This is a genomic window from Pantoea sp. PNT03 (assembly GCF_014852515.1).
In the GTDB taxonomy this organism is placed as follows: domain Bacteria; phylum Pseudomonadota; class Gammaproteobacteria; order Enterobacterales; family Enterobacteriaceae; genus Pantoea; species Pantoea leporis.
Window position 1 is genome coordinate 673902 of the sequence record NZ_JACVBT010000002.1, and the last position, 16166, is coordinate 690067.

The window sequence follows — 16166 nt, forward strand, 5'->3', positions numbered from 1 at the left end:
ACCTCAGTTCAGGCGAATGAATTCAATACGGTCAAATACGGCTTTCGCGAAATCTTCCGCCGCTGAACGCGCATTCTTTAAGGCTTCAGTGCTGCCCACGTAGGTTGATGGATTGGCTGAGATAACCGTATCAAACGACTCTCCGCAGCGCTCAAAGCCATCCAGACGCGGCAATGCAGCATCAAGCATATCGCCGCCAAAAATCTCTTTCGCCAGGCTGTGACACAGCTTGTGGTCCGCTTTATTCGACAGTTTAGACATAAAGCCAATGTTGCCCTGCAAACGGCAGGCTGCGCCCGATTCTTCAATGATGCCAATCAACTCCGGCAAACGCGTTAAGTACTTCAGCGTGGAGTGGAAATCCACCTGCGCGGGCGGCACTGGCGTCATTAGTAAGTCTGAAGCAGCAATGGCGTTCTTCAGGAAGGCATCAAGATGCGGGCCGCTGTCGATAAAGATAAAGTCGTAATCTTTCTTCAGCTTGGCCACTACATTGTCATACAGCACCGCGTGGATGTTTTGATCGGGCAGGTGAGCAGCACACAGTTCTTCCCAACGCGAGGCAATAAAGGCGTCATCAATTGACGCCGGCAGCACATCGACGCCTGGAATAATCGAGGAAACGATAAACTCGTTGAGCAACTCTTCGCGGCTGACGTTCTGCAGCATCGCCTGGGCGGCGGTCGCTTCCACTAATCCCACTGAACGTTGATGGTTCAGGAACATGGTGGCGGAAGATTGCGGGTCCAGATCGATGACCAGAATACGCAGATCTTCAAACAGCAGATGCGGATGCGCACGTAATGCGTGTGCCAGCGAAACGGTAGAGACCGTTTTCGAAACGCCGCCTTTGAGGTTGCCAACAAAGATGCTAAAGGCTTCATGGTGGCGATCGCGGTACTTGGGCACACCGCGATGGTGATAGATATCGATGATATTCTGGATCGACATCGCATACTTGGTTGAGCTGCCAGCTGCACGCTTATCGAACGGATAACCATTTTCTTCCATTTCGTTGACAGCGTAATCCACGCTCGCACGCGTCAATTTGGGCAGTTTGGCTAACGCCGCTTTAGCGTAAACCTGATAGAACGTGTTTTCCCGCAATTCTTCTTTCTGCGCCTGAATCTGTTCAGTCAGGCTCATCAGCATTCTTTCTGAACGTTGCGCGACCTTCAGAACTTGCTTCTCATCGTTAGCCATACTTGCTCCACACATGTAGGATTTACGACTTTATACATAAATCCAGCACACGAGGCAAATATATCTCTTCTGCACAGGAAGAATAAGTTATGTGAAAACACCTTGATTAAGAGCACGTTAACGAAAATATTCACTGTAATCAGTGATGGTAATTTAGCCATATTGGTTTTTTGTACGATTTTGAACCGCTGATTTATCGTTGATTGGGGCAAAGATTCACTGTAGTCAGTAGCTGATTTCTACCCTGTATGCTTTAAGTAGAGAAAGGAGAAGGGTTGTGGCGGCTGAAATTGCTGGAACGTTCACTGTAATCAGCTAGCAAAAATGCGCCGATGCCCAACGTTCACTGCAATCAGTAAAAGGTTCACTGTGATCAGCGAGCGGTGGCTGAAGATTCACTGTAATCAGTAAATGATGCGTGGAAATAAAAAGCAGGTGAGAGAACAACGATAAGTGTCATGCTGGTGAGATGTTCACTGTAATCAGCAAATCCTGAAGACGTTTTCACATAACGCTAAACGTTCACTGTAATCAGTAAAAGCCTTGTACTCGTCATCGGCAAAGATTCACTGTAATCAGTAGACGTTGTCGCACTGCGATAAACCGTTCACTGTAATCAGTAAGTCAATTTGGCCAGACCGAGATAACATTCACTGTAATCAGTAAAAGTTATGACGCTGAACAGAACGTTCACTGTAATCAGTACAGCCAGACAAGCATGATGAGACGAACGTTCACTGTAATCAGTAGAGTGTTATTTGCCGACAATCTGATATGCCTGGAAGCGCCATATGCGTTACAGCGAAATACCCAGAATGTCGTCAACAACATTCACTGTAATCAGTAAAAGTGCGCTGTTGATTTAAACGCCCAACGTTCACTGTATTCAGTAAAAAAACTACGCGCTGAGCGAGTTTGTTTCATGCTGCAAACCTGGCAGGGCAGGGGACGAGTTGGTAACGTTCACTGTAATCAGTGACAGCGTGACATGTTATTCAAGCGGCATATGAGAGTCAGTACGAACGTCTCTCGTTTCAGTTCACTGTACTGAGAAGACAGACCAAACGTTCACTGCAATCAGCATAGTGGCCAACCCTGTCACTTTTACTGGCTGTATTCACAGTCAAACTGCTGATTACAGTGAATCAGTTCGAAACAGGCATTTTTAATACTTATAAATCATAAAGTTGCATTTGATCGTTCACTGTATTCAGTATGCAGCCTCTAATTGGCATTCACTGTAATCAGTGAAAGCCAGCGCCCCAACAAACGTTCACTATGATCAGTAGAAAGGCAGTGAAAGAGGGAAGTTGAGTACTACGCCACCGCCCTTGTAAGTACTCACTATCTTTATAAGTCGCTTAGAAAGACTATAGTGCGGTGCAAAACATCGCATAAGACACAACAAAAGCAGAAGGTTTCTGATTACAGTGAACGTTGCTGATTACAGTGAATGACGCGAGGACAGCTGATTGCAGTGAATGTTAGCGGAGGAGCATGTGTCACTTTTGCTCGAAAAGTGACACAGCTTGAAGGGGATTACTTATTACAGTGAACGGGCAAGATCACTCTTCAAACTCGATATCTTCCAGCGAATCGATACTTTCAAGATTGCTGATGCCGTCGAGTTTTGGCGTCCTGCTGTGGATGATGAAGAACACTGAGCGGCCGCGTTTCACTTCCGAATAGTCGAGATAGCCGATCTCTTTGAGCTGCTCCATCGCACGTCGCACCACGTGGTTTTGCGTGGTGGTTTTCGAGCCCAGATTTAAACGCATACGCAAACGCGCCAGAGAGATGGGCGCCGGATTCGTTGGCAAACTTTCGAGATAGGTATACAACGCCTGAGCCGATTCTTTACGTTTTAAACGCGAAATGGCTCGCAGCTGCAGTAACACTTTATGGTCGAAGTTGTAGAGCTCGAACAACTTTGGATCGGCCTGAATACGCACCAGATCCTTTTCACGATCGTAATACGCCGATTGCACAAGGTGAGTGTGATAGGCTTTGCCATTACCTTCAAAGGACAACGTATTGGTCGCAATACGTCGCAGAGAGGCATCTAAGCGCTTACGTAGCGCAGCCGAAGAGTTTGCCGATGGGATCCCGCACATCTTGACGAAATCGATAAACGGCAGCGTCACGGTGTCGCCCTTAGAAGGATAACGCGAGAAAGACTGAATAATTCCGGCCCAGGTTTTGAAATCATTATCCATGTCCAGCCTTGCGCCGGTAATGGTAATCTTTTCATAACCTTCCGATTTCACTAAAGAAAGGTTCTTTAGCTCTTTCGTTGCATCGGTCGATGCCATTGCGCCTGATTTACCGCGCGCGGTGGACTTCAATGTAGGAACAAACAGACCCAGGCGCATTAAAGCGACCGGTTGTACGGTGTTATTTTTATTGGGATGGAGTTGAATAACTTCACCGCTATTTTTTGTCACCGACAGAAAAGGCTCGAGTAACGCCTTGTTTTCACTCTCTTTATCTGCCATAGCCTGAGATCTTCATTCTGTGGATGAAAAGGGTCGTTTTCTGATTACAGTGAACATTAACACTGTTTATAGTGAACATTCTACTCTCTATAGTGAATAAACTACTGACTCCAGTGAACACTTTACTCATTATAGTGAACGCGATCACCTTCTGAGCCCTTGTGGGGTGCGGCCTGCGACGATCGGGGATCTCTTAGGATCTCTTTAAGATCTCTATATGATCTTTCTTTAAGATCTATTCACTGTATAACTTAATAACGCCCGGACTGACGCGGCTTTAGACCGGCAAAATGTTTAAAACAGCTCCATTGCAATAACATCCCCTTTGATCCCACCAAATCATCAGTTATGTGCGATCAGGATCCTTATTCTTCTTCATAAATGAACAACTTCCTCATTATTATTCATTTTTAAGAAACTTTATCCCGGCGTAAAGTGAACTTCATCGAACAACACATCACTTATGACGAGGTTATATTTCATGACTGACAACGTTATCTCCCGCAACCCTACTACCGGCGACATCCTCGCAAGCTATCCGCTACAGAGCGCAGCCGAGTTGGAAGCCGCATTGCAGCAAAGTGCTGATGCCTATGCAGAGTGGCGCTATACCTCAATGCCACAGCGAGTGAGAGTGCTGCATCAACTGGCAGAACAGATCCGCCAACGTCAGGATGAGCTGGCAACCATGGCCACGCTGGAAATGGGCAAACCTATCGCTCAGGCACGTGCTGAAGTACTGAAATGCGCCAATCTGTGTGACTGGTATGCAGAGAACGGTCCGACGATCCTTGCCGACAAACCAACATTGGTGGAAAACCAGCAAGCGTGGCAGTCATTTCGCCCGATTGGTGTGATTCTTGCTGTAATGCCATGGAACTTCCCTTACTGGCAGGTTCTGCGCGGCGCAGTCAGCATGTTGCTGGCAGGCAATACCTACGTGCTCAAGCACGCGCCGAGCGTAATGGGATCCGCCAACCTGATGAAGTCGCTGTTTGACGCCACCGAACTGCCTAAAGGCGGCTTTACCGTGATCAACGTCGATAACGATGGCGTTTCAGCCGCGATCAAAGATCCGCGTATTGCCGCTGTAGCGGTAACCGGCAGCGTGCGTGCAGGCGGTGCAATTGCAGCGCAAGCCGGTGCAGTACTGAAGAAAACTGTACTGGAGCTGGGCGGCGCGGATCCTTTCATCGTGCTAGCGGATGCAGACCTGGATGCTGCAGTGGCCTCAGCGGTCACAGGACGCTATCAGAACACAGGACAGGTCTGCATGGCAGCCAAGCGGTTCATCATTGAAGAAAGTGTCGCAGAAGCGTTTGAGGCGCGTTTCAGCGCAGCGGTGCAGGCATTGAAGATCGGCGATCCTTTGGCAGAAGATACCTACATCGGACCAATGGCGCGTTACGATCTGCGTGACGAGCTGGATAATCAAGTGCAGCAGACCATCAAGGAAGGCGCACGTTTGGTATTAGGCGGCCATAAGATCGACGGCCCAGGCAACTATTACGCCCCGACGATCCTCGCCGATGTCACACCAGCCATGACCGCATTCCAGCAAGAGATCTTTGGCCCGGTCGCAGCAATTAGTGTCGCTCGTGATGCACAACATGCCCTTGAGCTGGCAAACGACAGCGAATTCGGGCTGAGTGCAACAGTGTGGAGCGGCAACGAAGCGCTGGCCAACGAACTGGCGGAAAAACTCGAGACCGGCGCGGTATTTATCAATGGCAATGGTGCGTCAGATCCGCGAGTTGCGATTGGAGGCGTGAAGAAGAGCGGCTATGGTCGTGAACTGTCAAGCTTTGGCGTCCACGAATTCTGCAATATTCAGACGGTATGGAAAAACCGCCGCTAAGCATCACAGGGCGCGTCAGGCGCGCCCTTACTCCCATCCTCCGCCCCCAGATATCTCGCATCTCATACCGTTGCCCATCATTTAAAATGTTGTGGACCAGTTCAAAAAATCCACCAATGGTATTATAAAGGTATTATTTCCGGTGTTAGATTTGCCTCCACCTACACCGGGGAGTCCTTTTAAATGAAAACAACAATCCCAAAACTGTCGTTCATGATGTTTCTTGAGTGGTTTATCTGGGGCGCATGGTTTGTACCGCTCTGGGCATTTCTCAGCAAAAACGGCTTCTCGCCGGTTGAGATAGCCTGGTGTTACGCCTGTACTTCGATAGCCGCCATCCTGTCGCCGATCCTTGTCGGATCGCTGGCCGATCGCTTTTTCCAGGCGCAAAAAGTGTTGTCGCTGCTAACAATCGTCGGATCGATTCTGATGTTCTTCGCAGCCCAGCAAACGCATTTCGGCGGTTTCTTCCCGTTGCTATTGCTGTATGCGCTCACTTACATGCCAACCATCGCCTTAACCAATAGCATCGCGTTTTCGCACGTCGCGGATGTGGAGCGTGATTACCCGCGCATTCGCGTCATGGGCACCCTTGGCTGGATCGCGTCTGGCATCGTTTGTGGTTTCCTGCCGCCGCTGCTGGGCTATGGCGATATCTCAGCCAGCAACGTGCCGTTATTGATCACCGCCGCAAGCTCGCTGTTGCTGGGCATTTTTGCCCTGACGTTGCCCGCCACCGAGCCTAAAAGCACCGGCAAATTCAGCCTGCGCGTCGCGCTTGGTCTGGATGCGCTGCATCTGCTAAAGGATCGTAGCTTCCTCGTGTTCTTCGTCTGCTCCTTCCTGTTCAGCATGCCGCTGGCGTTTTACTACATTTTTGCCGAAGGCTATCTGACGGAAGTCGGCTTACCGCACGCCACCGGTTGGATGACGCTCGGCCAGGTTTCGGAAATCTTCTTCCTGCTGGCGCTGCCGTTCTTCATCAAACGCTTTGGCATCGGCAAAGTGCTGCTGCTGGGATTAACAACCGCCGCACTGCGCTACGTGTTCTTCGTGTTCGGTGGCGATCAAAACATGCTGACTTACGGCTTGCTGTTCATGGGCATTCTGCTGCACGGCGTCAGCTACGATTTCTACTTCATCACCGCTTACATCTATGTTGATAAGAAAGCGCCAGTGGCGATGCGTAATGCTGCGCAAGGGCTGATCACGCTGGCTTGTCAGGGCATCGGCAGCCTGCTCGGTTATCGCCTTGGCGGCTATCTGATGCAGGAAATGTTCGCCTACGACCAACCCCGCAACGGGCAGACTTTCAACTGGGCCGGCATGTGGATGTTTGGCAGCGTGATGATCGTAATGATCACCATCGCCTTTATCGTCCTGTTCCGCGACGGCAAAAAACGCAGCGATGAACTTACCGCTTTCGAAAATTCAGCAACCGCTGACAGCCATAAATAAGGGATTTCACCATGACGATGACAACGCAAGAAAAACGGATTTTAGGCGCGTTTTACGGCCAGGCGCTGGGCGATGCGATGGGCATGCCATCGGAATTGTGGCCGCGCTCACGCGTGAAGCAACACTTTGGCTGGATCGATCGCTTCCTGCCCGGTCCGGCTGAAAACAACGCCGCCTGCTACTTTGGCCGGGCGGCCTTTACCGACGACACTTCGATGGCGCTGGCATTGGCTGACGCGATCGTCACTCACGACGGCGAGATCAACGTCCAAACCATTGGTGCGAATATTTTGCAGTGGGCCGAGTCGTTTGATGCCTTTAACAAGAATGTGCTTGGACCGACCTCAAAAATCGCGCTCAAAGCTATGAAAGCCGGCACACCGGTGTCGCAGCTGGAAAATAACGGCACGACTAACGGCGCAGCGATGCGTGTGTCACCGCTCGGCTGTCTGCTGCCAGCACGCGATTTTCCGGCATTCATCGATGCCGTCGCACTGGCGTCAAGTCCTACGCACAAATCGGATGTCGCGATTTCCGGCGCGACGGTGATTGCGTGGGCTGTTTCACGCGCCATTGACGGTGCCAGCTGGGCAACGATCCGCGATGAACTGCCCGCGATCGCTCGCGCGGCGCAGGAAAAGCGTGTCACCACCTTTAGCGCGTCGATGGCGGCACGCATCGAACTGGCGTTAAGCGTGGTCGTGCAGGGCAGGGGCGTGGAATCCACCATGCAGCAGATTTACGATCTGGTAGGCACCGGCACCAGCACAATTGAATCGGTACCGGCGGCGATTGCGATGGTGGAATTGGCCGAGACCGATCCTAATCGCTGCGCGATCCTTTGCGCTAACCTCGGCGGCGATACCGATACCATCGGCGCGATGGCGGTGGCCATTTGCGGCGCGCTGCACGGCATCGACAGCATCGACGTTGCCTTGAAAGCCGAGCTGGATGCCGCTAACGCGCTGGATTTCACCCGTTATAGCGCTGCCTTCACGCGTTTCCGCCAGCAGCGCGAGGCCGCTTATGTTGACGCCTGATGATCTGCAGAGTCTTGAAAGCCGTCTGCCAGTGCTTGTGATTGGTGCGGCTGTAGTGGATGTGATTGCTGATGCTTACTCGTTGCCCCATCGTGGCAGCGATATTGAGCTCCACCAGCAGGGCGTCAACGTGGGCGGCTGTGCGCTGAATGTGGCGATTGCGCTGCACCGGCTTGGCATACCGTCCATCAATGCGCTGCCGCTCGGCAACGGTACCTGGGCCAGCATTGTGCGGCAGAAGCTGACGGAATATGGCATTCACAGCGTGCTGGAAACGGCGAAAGGCGATAACGGCTGGTGTTTAGCGTTAGTGGAGCCCGACGGTGAGCGTACTTTTCTTTCAGTGAGCGGCGTAGAAAATCAGTGGGATGCAGCGCTGCTGAACACGTTGCCGCAGCTGGCCAATCGCTGGATCTACCTTTCCGGCTATCAGCTCACCAGTAAAAGCGGTGATGTGCTGATCGCCTGGCTGGAGCAGCAAAGCCAGCCGTATCAGCTGCTGGTGGATTTCGGTCCGCGTCTGGCGGATATCGGTGATGCGCAGTTCGAACGCGTTATGGCGTGCCATCCACTGATTACAGTGAACAGACAGGAAGCCGAACTGCTGTGGCATGAACGTTTTAATCAAACAAAATCCTTTGATGCACATCTGTTAATGACGTGCTGGCAGCAGCGATTCGATGGCGCGATGGTGGTGCGACTTGATAGCGAAGGCGCCGGTTTCGTTAACGCGGAAACACAGGGCTGGATGCCGGCGCTGCCGACAAAAGTGGCCGATACCATCGGCGCAGGCGATAGCCACGCGGGTGGATTACTGGCGGGATTAGCTTCGGGTTGGTCGCTGGCAGAAAGCGTCGCGCTGGGCAACGCGGTGGCATCTTATGTGGTGTCACAACGCGGCGGGGATTGCGCGCCCGATCGCGCCACGTTAACAGCTTACTGGCAGCAGCGCCTTACTCCGCAATAAACACATACATATCGCTACGACAGTAGCTAATGCTGTACTCCAGCGGATTGCCCTGCGCATCTAACGCCAGCTGCTTGATCACCAAAACAGGCACGTTGTCGGGTAGGGCGATCTGCTGCTGCAGCGCCTCATCAGGCATGCGAGCACTCACTCTGCTTTGCGATTTTACCGGCAGAATTTGTTGCTGGTGGAAATAGTCATACAGCGAAATGCCAATCTCATCCGCATTAGCGATATAGCGCGCCGGCACCCAGGATTCTTCCACCGACACCGCTTGCTGATCGACATAACGAATACGTTTCAGCAAATACACTTCGCTGCCTTTGTCCAGCCCCAATTTCTCAGCGATTTCTGCATCGCAATGGATTTTGCTTTTGTTAATCCACACGGTGTCGGGCTTTTTACCACGCAACACTGCTTGCTGGGACAAGCCTTTCGGCTCTTTCAGCGAATACTCGAACTGGCTGCAGATCTGCGTGCCGTAGCCTCGAGAGCGCAATACCACGCCCTCTTTTTCCAGTGCATCCATGGCTTTACGCACGGTAATGCGCGAAATGTTCAGCGACTGGCTGAAGTCACGCTCACTCGGCAGGATCTCTTCATGCACTAACAAACCATCACGCACCGCATCTTTGATCGCAGTGGCAAAGCGTCTGTACAGCGGCGTGCGGCTGTCATCAGCAAGGGTAGAAGTAAGCCGCGAAAATAGTGGAGTTTGGTCGGTCATAGCGGGCGGATTCACTCATTCTGGTAAGCGGCAGAACGTCTATGATACTGACTTTCAGGCGATTGGGATACGCCAGCAAGCGCATGAAAATTGATCTTATCCGTAAGCATGACTATAGTAATGCTTACGGATGAAAGAGTGGCAAGGAAGCGACCATGGGAATTTATCTCACGCCAGAATTTCAGGAAGAACGTTTAAAAGCACGCATCAACGACAAAATTTTGTGTAAGGCAGCGATGTCCATTTTTGCCGGGCTTCACGGCGATTGCCTGGGTCGATTTACTTATAAGAAGCGAGTCGGTTTACCTGGCATCGGTGCTTCTGATGGGGCGCGCTGCATAGTATTTTTCAATGATGGGAAGAATCTTTACTTTTTTGATATGTATTTAAAAAGCCAGCTTTCGAAGAAGAAAGGCAAAGAGTTAGAAGACGTTGAAATTGATGCCTATTGCAGCATCGCGCGAGATTTCATTGCTATGCCCGACGAGCTAATCGAGGCGTTAGTTAAAGTTAAAGAGTTGATTGAGGTAAACTGTAATGACTGATCGTTTAAAAAAAATCCAGAGCATGGCGCAACGCTATAATCAGCTTGGAGCAGTGAAAGATGAAACAGTTACCGAAATTAACGCTGCTATAGAAGCGCGTAACATTCCTCCAGTACGTACGATGAGTGGTATTGAAATTAAAGCAGTGCGACTGCGCTGGAATATGTCGCAAGCAGCGCTGGCGTTAACCACCGGAATGTCTGTGGAAAGCGTATCCAAGTGGGAGCGCAACGAAAGCAAGCCAAACAAAGCGGCATTACGCATTCTCAACACGATTGAAGATAAAGGGCCAGCCGTCTTTATCCTCTGAATAATAAAAGCCCCATTGGGGCTTTTAGGCATACACCCGACTCAACGCTCATCAAACGGCACGCCACCTTTCGACTTATGATGTTTTGGCGTTTCGATAATGGAAACCGTCACTGAATTAGCATCGATCTCAAACGAATCAGCCACCGCCGCGGTGACGGCTCTCAACAACTTCTTTTTCTGCTCAATCGTGCGACCTTCTGCCGCATACACAACGATTTCTGGCATCTCTGCTGCTCCATAAAGTAAACGTTCGTTTTCAGCATAGCGCAGCAAAAGCACTGCGCGCAGTGTCAATCACCCGTCTTTGCCAGCAATCTGTGTTGAAATGTGTATTGTTATGTTATAACGTAATTAACTCACATAATTTGTAGCGGCTTCAGTCGGAAATCTCAATGAAATCAATGAAAAATTTGCTTATCGCTTCGGCGTTAGGCCTGGCTTCTTACGCCTCAATGGCGGCTGAACATCAGGATAAAACGGTGCGCATTGCGGCACCGTTTGAAATCAAAGGCGCCGATCCCGCACTCTCCGGCGACATTTTGTTGCGGATGGATGTGGTGGAAACGCTGGTGGAAGTGAACGAACGCGCCGAGCCCATTCCGGCGCTGGCGCAAAGCTGGCAGGTATCGGCAGATGGTTTGCAATGGCAATTGAATTTGCGTCCCAACGTGCGCTTCCATGATGGATCGCCATTGGATGCGGCCGCGGTGGTGAAATCACTCAACACCGCGCGCAGCAAAGCGGGTCTGCTGGATAAAACGCCGATCACCGCTATCAGCGGGGAAGGGCTGCGCGTCACTATCACGTTGCGTGAACCTTTCACGCCGCTGCTTTCGGTTTTAGCAGAGAGCCGTTCCCAGATTCTGGCGTTGGCTAGCTGGGATGCGCAGGGCAACATCACCCGCATCATCGGCAGCGGCCCGTTTATGCTGACGTCATTCCAGCCACCGCAATCGCTGGCGGTAAAACGGTTTGACGATTACTGGGGCGAAAAGCCGGCGATTGCGGCCGCCAGCTATCTCTCTTCCGGACGCGCCGAAACCCGCGCCTTGCTGGCGGAGAGCGGGGACGCGGATTACGTATTCAACCTGGATGCTGCCAGCCGTCAGCGTTTAGCACGCAAGCCAGCGCTACAGCTGCCCGCCATTCCGGTGCCGCGCACGCTGATGCTAAAACTGAATGCGGGCGATCCGCTGTTAGCCGAACAGCCGGTGCGTGCAGCGATCAGCATGGCGATTGACCGTAACGCGCTGGCGATGGCGGTATTGCGTTATCCAGGCGCGGCCAGTCAGTTATTCCCGCCGAATATGGGTGAATGGCACAACAACGCATTGCAACCGTTGCAATTCAATCCGCAGCAGGCGGCACAGCAACTGCAGGCGGCGGGTTGGAAAATGGGTGCAGATGGCGTGTTAGCACGTAACGGCCAGCGCTTTAGTGTGACGCTGCTGACCTTCCCCGATCGTCCCGAACTGCCGCTGATGGCGATGGTTATCCAGCAGCAGCTGCGCAAAGTCGGCATTGAAGTGAAGATCAATTCCACCAACGCTAGCGAAATTCCGGCGCAGCATCACAGCAATCGTCTACAACTGGCGCTGTTTTCCCGCAACTTTGCACTCACGCCTGATCCCACCGGCACGTTACTGCAGGATTATGCGGAAAAGGGCGGCGACTGGGGCGCGATGAACTGGCATCCGGCCGGTTTTAGCGCGGCGTTGCACAGCTTAACGCAATCCACTGACTCGGCAGAACGTGCGCAGGCGCGTAACCTGATCACTGCCTCGTTACAGCAGGATCTGCCAGTGATCCCGATTGCCTGGTATCAGCAATCGGCCGCGATTAACAGCAAGCTGAAAAACGTCACGCTCGATCCGTTTGAACGCCACTTTGGTCTGCGTCAGATGCAGTGGGAGCAATGATGTTCAAACTACTTGGCTGGCGCGTAGCGCAGGCGGCTTTTGTGGTGTTGGCGGTGGGATTACTCACCTGGTTTTTGGTGCAGTCCTTGCCCGGCGATATGGCGTGGCGCATTGCCAGCGGTCGTTATGGCTACGATCGGGTGGATGCCAGTGCGGTGGCGCGGGTGCAGCAGGAGCTAAGTGACTCGCTGCAGCAGGGCAGCGCGTTGCTGCACTGGCTATTCGATCTGCTGCAGTTCAACTTTGGTCGTTCGCTGGTCTCCGGCGAACCGGTGATGGATGAACTGCGCTGGCAGCTGAGTCAAACGCTGGCGCTGGCAGGTTCATCGCTTTTCCTGACGATTCTGTTCACCTTGCCGCTGGGTATTTGGGCGGGATGTCACGCCAATGGCAAGCTCGACCGCGCGTTATTCTGGCTGAGCGCGCTGCTGAAATCGGTGCCGCATTTTGCGCTGGGCATGCTGCTGATTGTCCTGCTGGCGCTGCAGCTCGATTGGCTGCCCAGCGCCGGGCATGGCGAGCTGCGTCATTTTATGTTGCCATCGTTGACGCTGGCATTGTCGTTAACCGCGGTGGGCGTGCGCGTGGTGCGTGAAGCCACGTATCAGGTTGTCAGCTCGGGCTATTACCGCTGGGGCGCGCAGAAAGGATTAGCGCCCGCAACGCTATTGCGCCGTCATGGATTGCGCAACCTCGCATCGCCGGTATTGACCTGGTTCGGCATGCAGTTTGTCTGGCTGGTGGAAGGCGTGGTGGTGGTAGAAACGCTGTTTGCCTGGCCTGGCATTGGTCACGCGCTGGTGCATGCCATCTTCGCCCGCGATGTGCCGGTGATTCAGGCCAGCGCCATGACGCTCGGACTGCTGTTCGTGCTGCTGAATATGCTGGTGGATGCGGGTTGTCATCTGCTTGATCCCAGAGGAGCGCGCGCATGACAATTTCATTTTCGCGTCTTATCGGCCTGCTGCTGTTGTGCTTGCTGCTTGGTTTCGCCTTCCTGCTGCCCCTGATTCATCACGGCGACCCGCTGGAACAGGATCTGCTGCAGATGCTGCACGCGCCGAGCGGTGCCAATCTTCTCGGGTTTGATCATCTTGGTCGCGACATGCTGCCGCGCCTCAGTGCCGCGTTGCGCCTTTCGCTGGGTCTCGCGGCGCTCTGTGTGATGAGCGCACTGCTTGCGGGCGTGCTGGCTGGCGTATTCAGCGCACTGTATGGCGGCTGGCTGGATCGTCTGCTCAGCATGCTCGGCGATATGTGTCTGGCGCTGCCGGGATTGCTGCTGGTGCTGCTGTTAGCGGCGATTGCGCCGGATTCTCCCGGCATGTTGTGGCTGGGGATTTCGCTGGTGCTGTGGGTGGAGTTCTTCCGCGTCACGCGCGCAACCCTGCGCCCGATTGTGCAGGCACCCGGCATGCAGGCCTCAAAGTTGCTCGGTTTTTCGGCGTTCTACCGTTTCCGCCGACACCTGTGGCCAGCGTTAGCGCCGGTATTAACCACGTTGACTCTGTTCTCGTTCAGCAGCGCCATCATGGCGGTCTCTGCGCTTGGCTTTATCAGCGTCGGCGTACGTCCGCCGACGCCAGAACTGGGTTTGATGATGACCGAACTGCTGCCGTTTGCCTGGGAAGCACCGTGGCTGCTAATGCAGCCGGTAATCGCGCTGTTTCTGCTGTTGATCAGCCTGAATCTGTTAATGAAAGAGGAGCGTAAATGAAAGGATTACAGGTTATCGGCATCAGCGTCACAACCGCCAGCGCTACGCTGGTGGAACCGGTTGATTTCACCCTGCAGCCCGGACAACCGCTGACCTTGCTGGGTGAAACCGGTTCAGGTAAAAGCCTGCTGGCACAAGCGGTCATGGGCATTTTGCCTGACGATTTACAGTCCAGCGGTACGCTAATCATCAACGAACAGCGTTTTACCCTGCCGCAGGATGCCGGATTGTTGCGTGAATTATGGGGCCGCACATTAGCGTCGCTGCCGCAGGAGCCGTGGCTGTCGCTGGATCCCACAATGTCAGTGCTGCAGCAGGTTGCGGAAGGCTATCGTTATGTACGCGGAAACGCGAAATCCACCAGCGCACTGTCGGCCCAGCGCGATTTACAGCAGCTTGGTTTACAGGACGCGGCGCCGCGTTTTCCGTGGCAACTCTCCGGCGGGATGGCGCAGCGCGCCGCCTTTGCCGCCGCACGGGCAGGTGGCGCGGAGATACTGATTGCCGATGAACCAACCAAAGGGCTGGATGTGGCGCGTCGTGATGAAGTAGCCGCTTTGCTGCGCCGGGAAGTGGCCGACGGCGGCACACTGCTCACCATCACCCACGACATCGCGCTGGCGCGCCAGTTGGGCGGTGAGGTGATCGTGATGCATAAAGGCAAGGTGATCGAGCAGGGCAGGGCGGAACAGGTGTTACATGAACCGCAGCAGCGCTATACGCGTGAATTACTCGCCGCCGATCCCACCGCCTGGCCTGCACGGCAACAAACCGTTATGGGCAGTAAACCGGTGGTGAGCGCTGAGGGCATCCGCTTGCAGCGCGGCGGTAAATCGCTCGGCGTGCCGCAAGACTTCAGGCTGCACGCCGGAGAAATCGTTGGATTACACGGTGCCAGCGGCAGCGGTAAAAGTAGCTTTGGCGATGTGCTGCTCGGCCTGCTAACGCCGCAGCATGGCAAGGTGACGCGCCATGCGGCGGTCGATGGGCTGAAATACCAGAAGATTTATCAGGATCCGTCAGCGCTGTTTCCACCGACCCGCACGCTGGCGCAAAGCCTAAACGATGTGTTGCGCCGTCATCACATTGCCTCCACGCGGCGGGATGCGCTGATGGAGCAATTGGCGCTGACGCCGGAACTGCTGACGCGTCGTCCCGATTCACTGTCGGGCGGCGAGCTGCAGCGCTTCTCGCTGTTACGCGTGATGCTGCTGGATCCGGTATTTCTGTTTGCCGATGAACCTACATCGCGTCTGGATCCGCTGGTGCAGCAGCAATCCATCCAGCTCATCACCTCGCTGGCGCGCGAGCAACAATGCGCAGTGTTGTTGGTGAGTCACGATCGCGATCTGCTGGAAAAGGCCACGCATCGTATGATCGCGATGGAGGCAGTAGCTTAACGTTCTGGCGGCTGGCTGTCGCCGTGACCGAGTGAACGCTGCATCACTACGGTATCTAGCCAGCGGCCATGTTTGAATCCCACTGATTTCATTACACCGGTGTGCTCAAAACCGAGCGCCCGGTGTAATCCCAGCGATCCGGCATTCGCGCTATCGCCAACAATCGCGATGATTTGGCGAAATCCCGCCGCTTCTGCCAGCGCAATGGCTTTTTGCAACAGTGCGCGACCAATGCCTCTGCCGGTTTGCTGCTGATCGAGGTAAATCGAATCCTCCAGCGTGAAGCGATAGGCATAACGCGGGCGATACGGCGCCAGATAGCAGTAACCCAGCACATGATCATCCTCCTGCGCCACCAGCCAAAAACCGCCGCGCTGCTGCACATCCTGCACGCGATTCTGCATTTCGCTCGCCGAAGGTGGTTCAGTTTCAAAGGTCGCGGTGCCGTGCAGCACATGCCAGGCGTAGATTTTCTGAATGGCAGCGGCGTGATGAGGACGGGCGGGAATAATGTCCATATGTTCC

General features: G+C 53.6%; 15 protein-coding genes. 10 read left to right on the forward strand and 5 right to left on the reverse strand.

Annotation, left to right across the window (positions count from 1 at the left end; all coding sequences use genetic code 11):
• Positions 1–3 precede the first annotated feature (3 nt).
• Both IB226_RS11105 and IB226_RS11110 read right to left on the reverse strand, forming a co-directional pair.
• A complete protein-coding gene (locus IB226_RS11105; RefSeq protein WP_008109176.1) occupies positions 4–1203 on the reverse strand; it encodes an AAA family ATPase in 1200 nt (399 codons plus the stop codon).
• A 1565-nt stretch (positions 1204–2768) separates the two neighbouring features.
• Complete coding sequence (locus tag IB226_RS11110) at positions 2769–3698, reverse strand: RepB family plasmid replication initiator protein (protein ID WP_007886110.1); 930 nt, start codon at positions 3696–3698, stop codon at positions 2769–2771.
• Positions 3699–4179: 481 nt separating this feature from the next.
• Between IB226_RS11110 and IB226_RS11115 the strand changes: the two genes are divergently transcribed.
• The 4 genes from IB226_RS11115 (at position 4180) to IB226_RS11130 (ending at position 9021) form a co-directional block, all read left to right on the forward strand.
• Complete coding sequence (locus tag IB226_RS11115) at positions 4180–5556, forward strand: aldehyde dehydrogenase family protein (protein ID WP_192235413.1); 1377 nt, start codon at positions 4180–4182, stop codon at positions 5554–5556.
• A gap of 183 nt (positions 5557–5739) precedes the next feature.
• Entirely contained in the window at positions 5740–7014 is a 1275-nt protein-coding gene (locus IB226_RS11120; protein WP_101761161.1) for a nucleoside permease, read from the forward strand.
• A 17-nt stretch (positions 7015–7031) separates the two neighbouring features.
• Positions 7032–8054, forward strand: a complete 1023-nt coding sequence (locus IB226_RS11125) for an ADP-ribosylglycohydrolase family protein (RefSeq protein WP_192235621.1) — start codon at positions 7032–7034, stop codon at positions 8052–8054.
• Positions 8041–9021: a PfkB family carbohydrate kinase gene (locus IB226_RS11130; protein ID WP_192235415.1), complete on the forward strand. Its 981-nt coding sequence runs from the start codon at positions 8041–8043 to the stop codon at positions 9019–9021. The genes IB226_RS11125 and IB226_RS11130 overlap by 14 nt, the downstream gene beginning before the upstream one ends.
• Here the strand turns inward: IB226_RS11130 and IB226_RS11135 are convergent.
• Entirely contained in the window at positions 9008–9748 is a 741-nt protein-coding gene (locus tag IB226_RS11135) for a GntR family transcriptional regulator (RefSeq protein ID WP_192235417.1), read from the reverse strand. The genes IB226_RS11130 and IB226_RS11135 overlap by 14 nt on opposite strands.
• A 155-nt stretch (positions 9749–9903) precedes the next feature.
• Here IB226_RS11135 and IB226_RS11140 point away from each other — a divergent pair, with 155 nt between their 5' ends.
• Both IB226_RS11140 and IB226_RS11145 read left to right on the forward strand, forming a co-directional pair.
• Positions 9904–10293, forward strand: coding sequence for a type II toxin-antitoxin system RelE/ParE family toxin (locus IB226_RS11140; RefSeq protein ID WP_192235419.1), 390 nt, complete (start codon positions 9904–9906; stop codon positions 10291–10293).
• Positions 10286–10603, forward strand: a complete 318-nt coding sequence (locus IB226_RS11145; protein ID WP_192235421.1) for a DNA-binding transcriptional regulator — start codon at positions 10286–10288, stop codon at positions 10601–10603. Before IB226_RS11140 ends, IB226_RS11145 begins: the two co-directional genes overlap by 8 nt.
• A 41-nt stretch (positions 10604–10644) precedes the next feature.
• Here the strand turns inward: IB226_RS11145 and IB226_RS11150 are convergent, their stop codons facing one another.
• Positions 10645–10899 (reverse strand): tautomerase family protein, encoded by a 255-nt coding sequence (locus IB226_RS11150; protein ID WP_225608259.1) that lies wholly within the window; start codon positions 10897–10899, stop codon positions 10645–10647.
• Positions 10900–10997: 98 nt separating this feature from the next.
• On the opposite strand from IB226_RS11150, the gene IB226_RS11155 reads away from it, so the two are divergent.
• Genes IB226_RS11155 through IB226_RS11170 form a run of 4 tightly spaced genes read left to right on the forward strand, consistent with a single transcriptional unit; the run spans position 10998 to position 15641 of the window.
• Entirely contained in the window at positions 10998–12524 is a 1527-nt protein-coding gene (locus IB226_RS11155; protein ID WP_192235423.1) for an ABC transporter substrate-binding protein, read from the forward strand.
• On the forward strand, positions 12524–13459 hold the full coding sequence (locus tag IB226_RS11160; protein WP_192235622.1) for an ABC transporter permease: 936 nt from the start codon (positions 12524–12526) through the stop codon (positions 13457–13459). Before IB226_RS11155 ends, IB226_RS11160 begins: the two co-directional genes overlap by 1 nt.
• Positions 13456–14241: an ABC transporter permease gene (locus tag IB226_RS11165; RefSeq protein ID WP_101761154.1), complete on the forward strand. Its 786-nt coding sequence runs from the start codon at positions 13456–13458 to the stop codon at positions 14239–14241. Before IB226_RS11160 ends, IB226_RS11165 begins: the two co-directional genes overlap by 4 nt.
• Entirely contained in the window at positions 14238–15641 is a 1404-nt protein-coding gene (locus IB226_RS11170; protein WP_192235425.1) for an ABC transporter ATP-binding protein, read from the forward strand. Before IB226_RS11165 ends, IB226_RS11170 begins: the two co-directional genes overlap by 4 nt.
• Here the strand turns inward: IB226_RS11170 and IB226_RS11175 are convergent.
• Positions 15638–16159, reverse strand: a complete 522-nt coding sequence (locus tag IB226_RS11175; RefSeq protein WP_192235426.1) for a GNAT family N-acetyltransferase — start codon at positions 16157–16159, stop codon at positions 15638–15640. The two genes, IB226_RS11170 and IB226_RS11175, sit on opposite strands and share 4 nt — an antisense overlap.
• Positions 16160–16166: the final 7 nt, after the last annotated feature.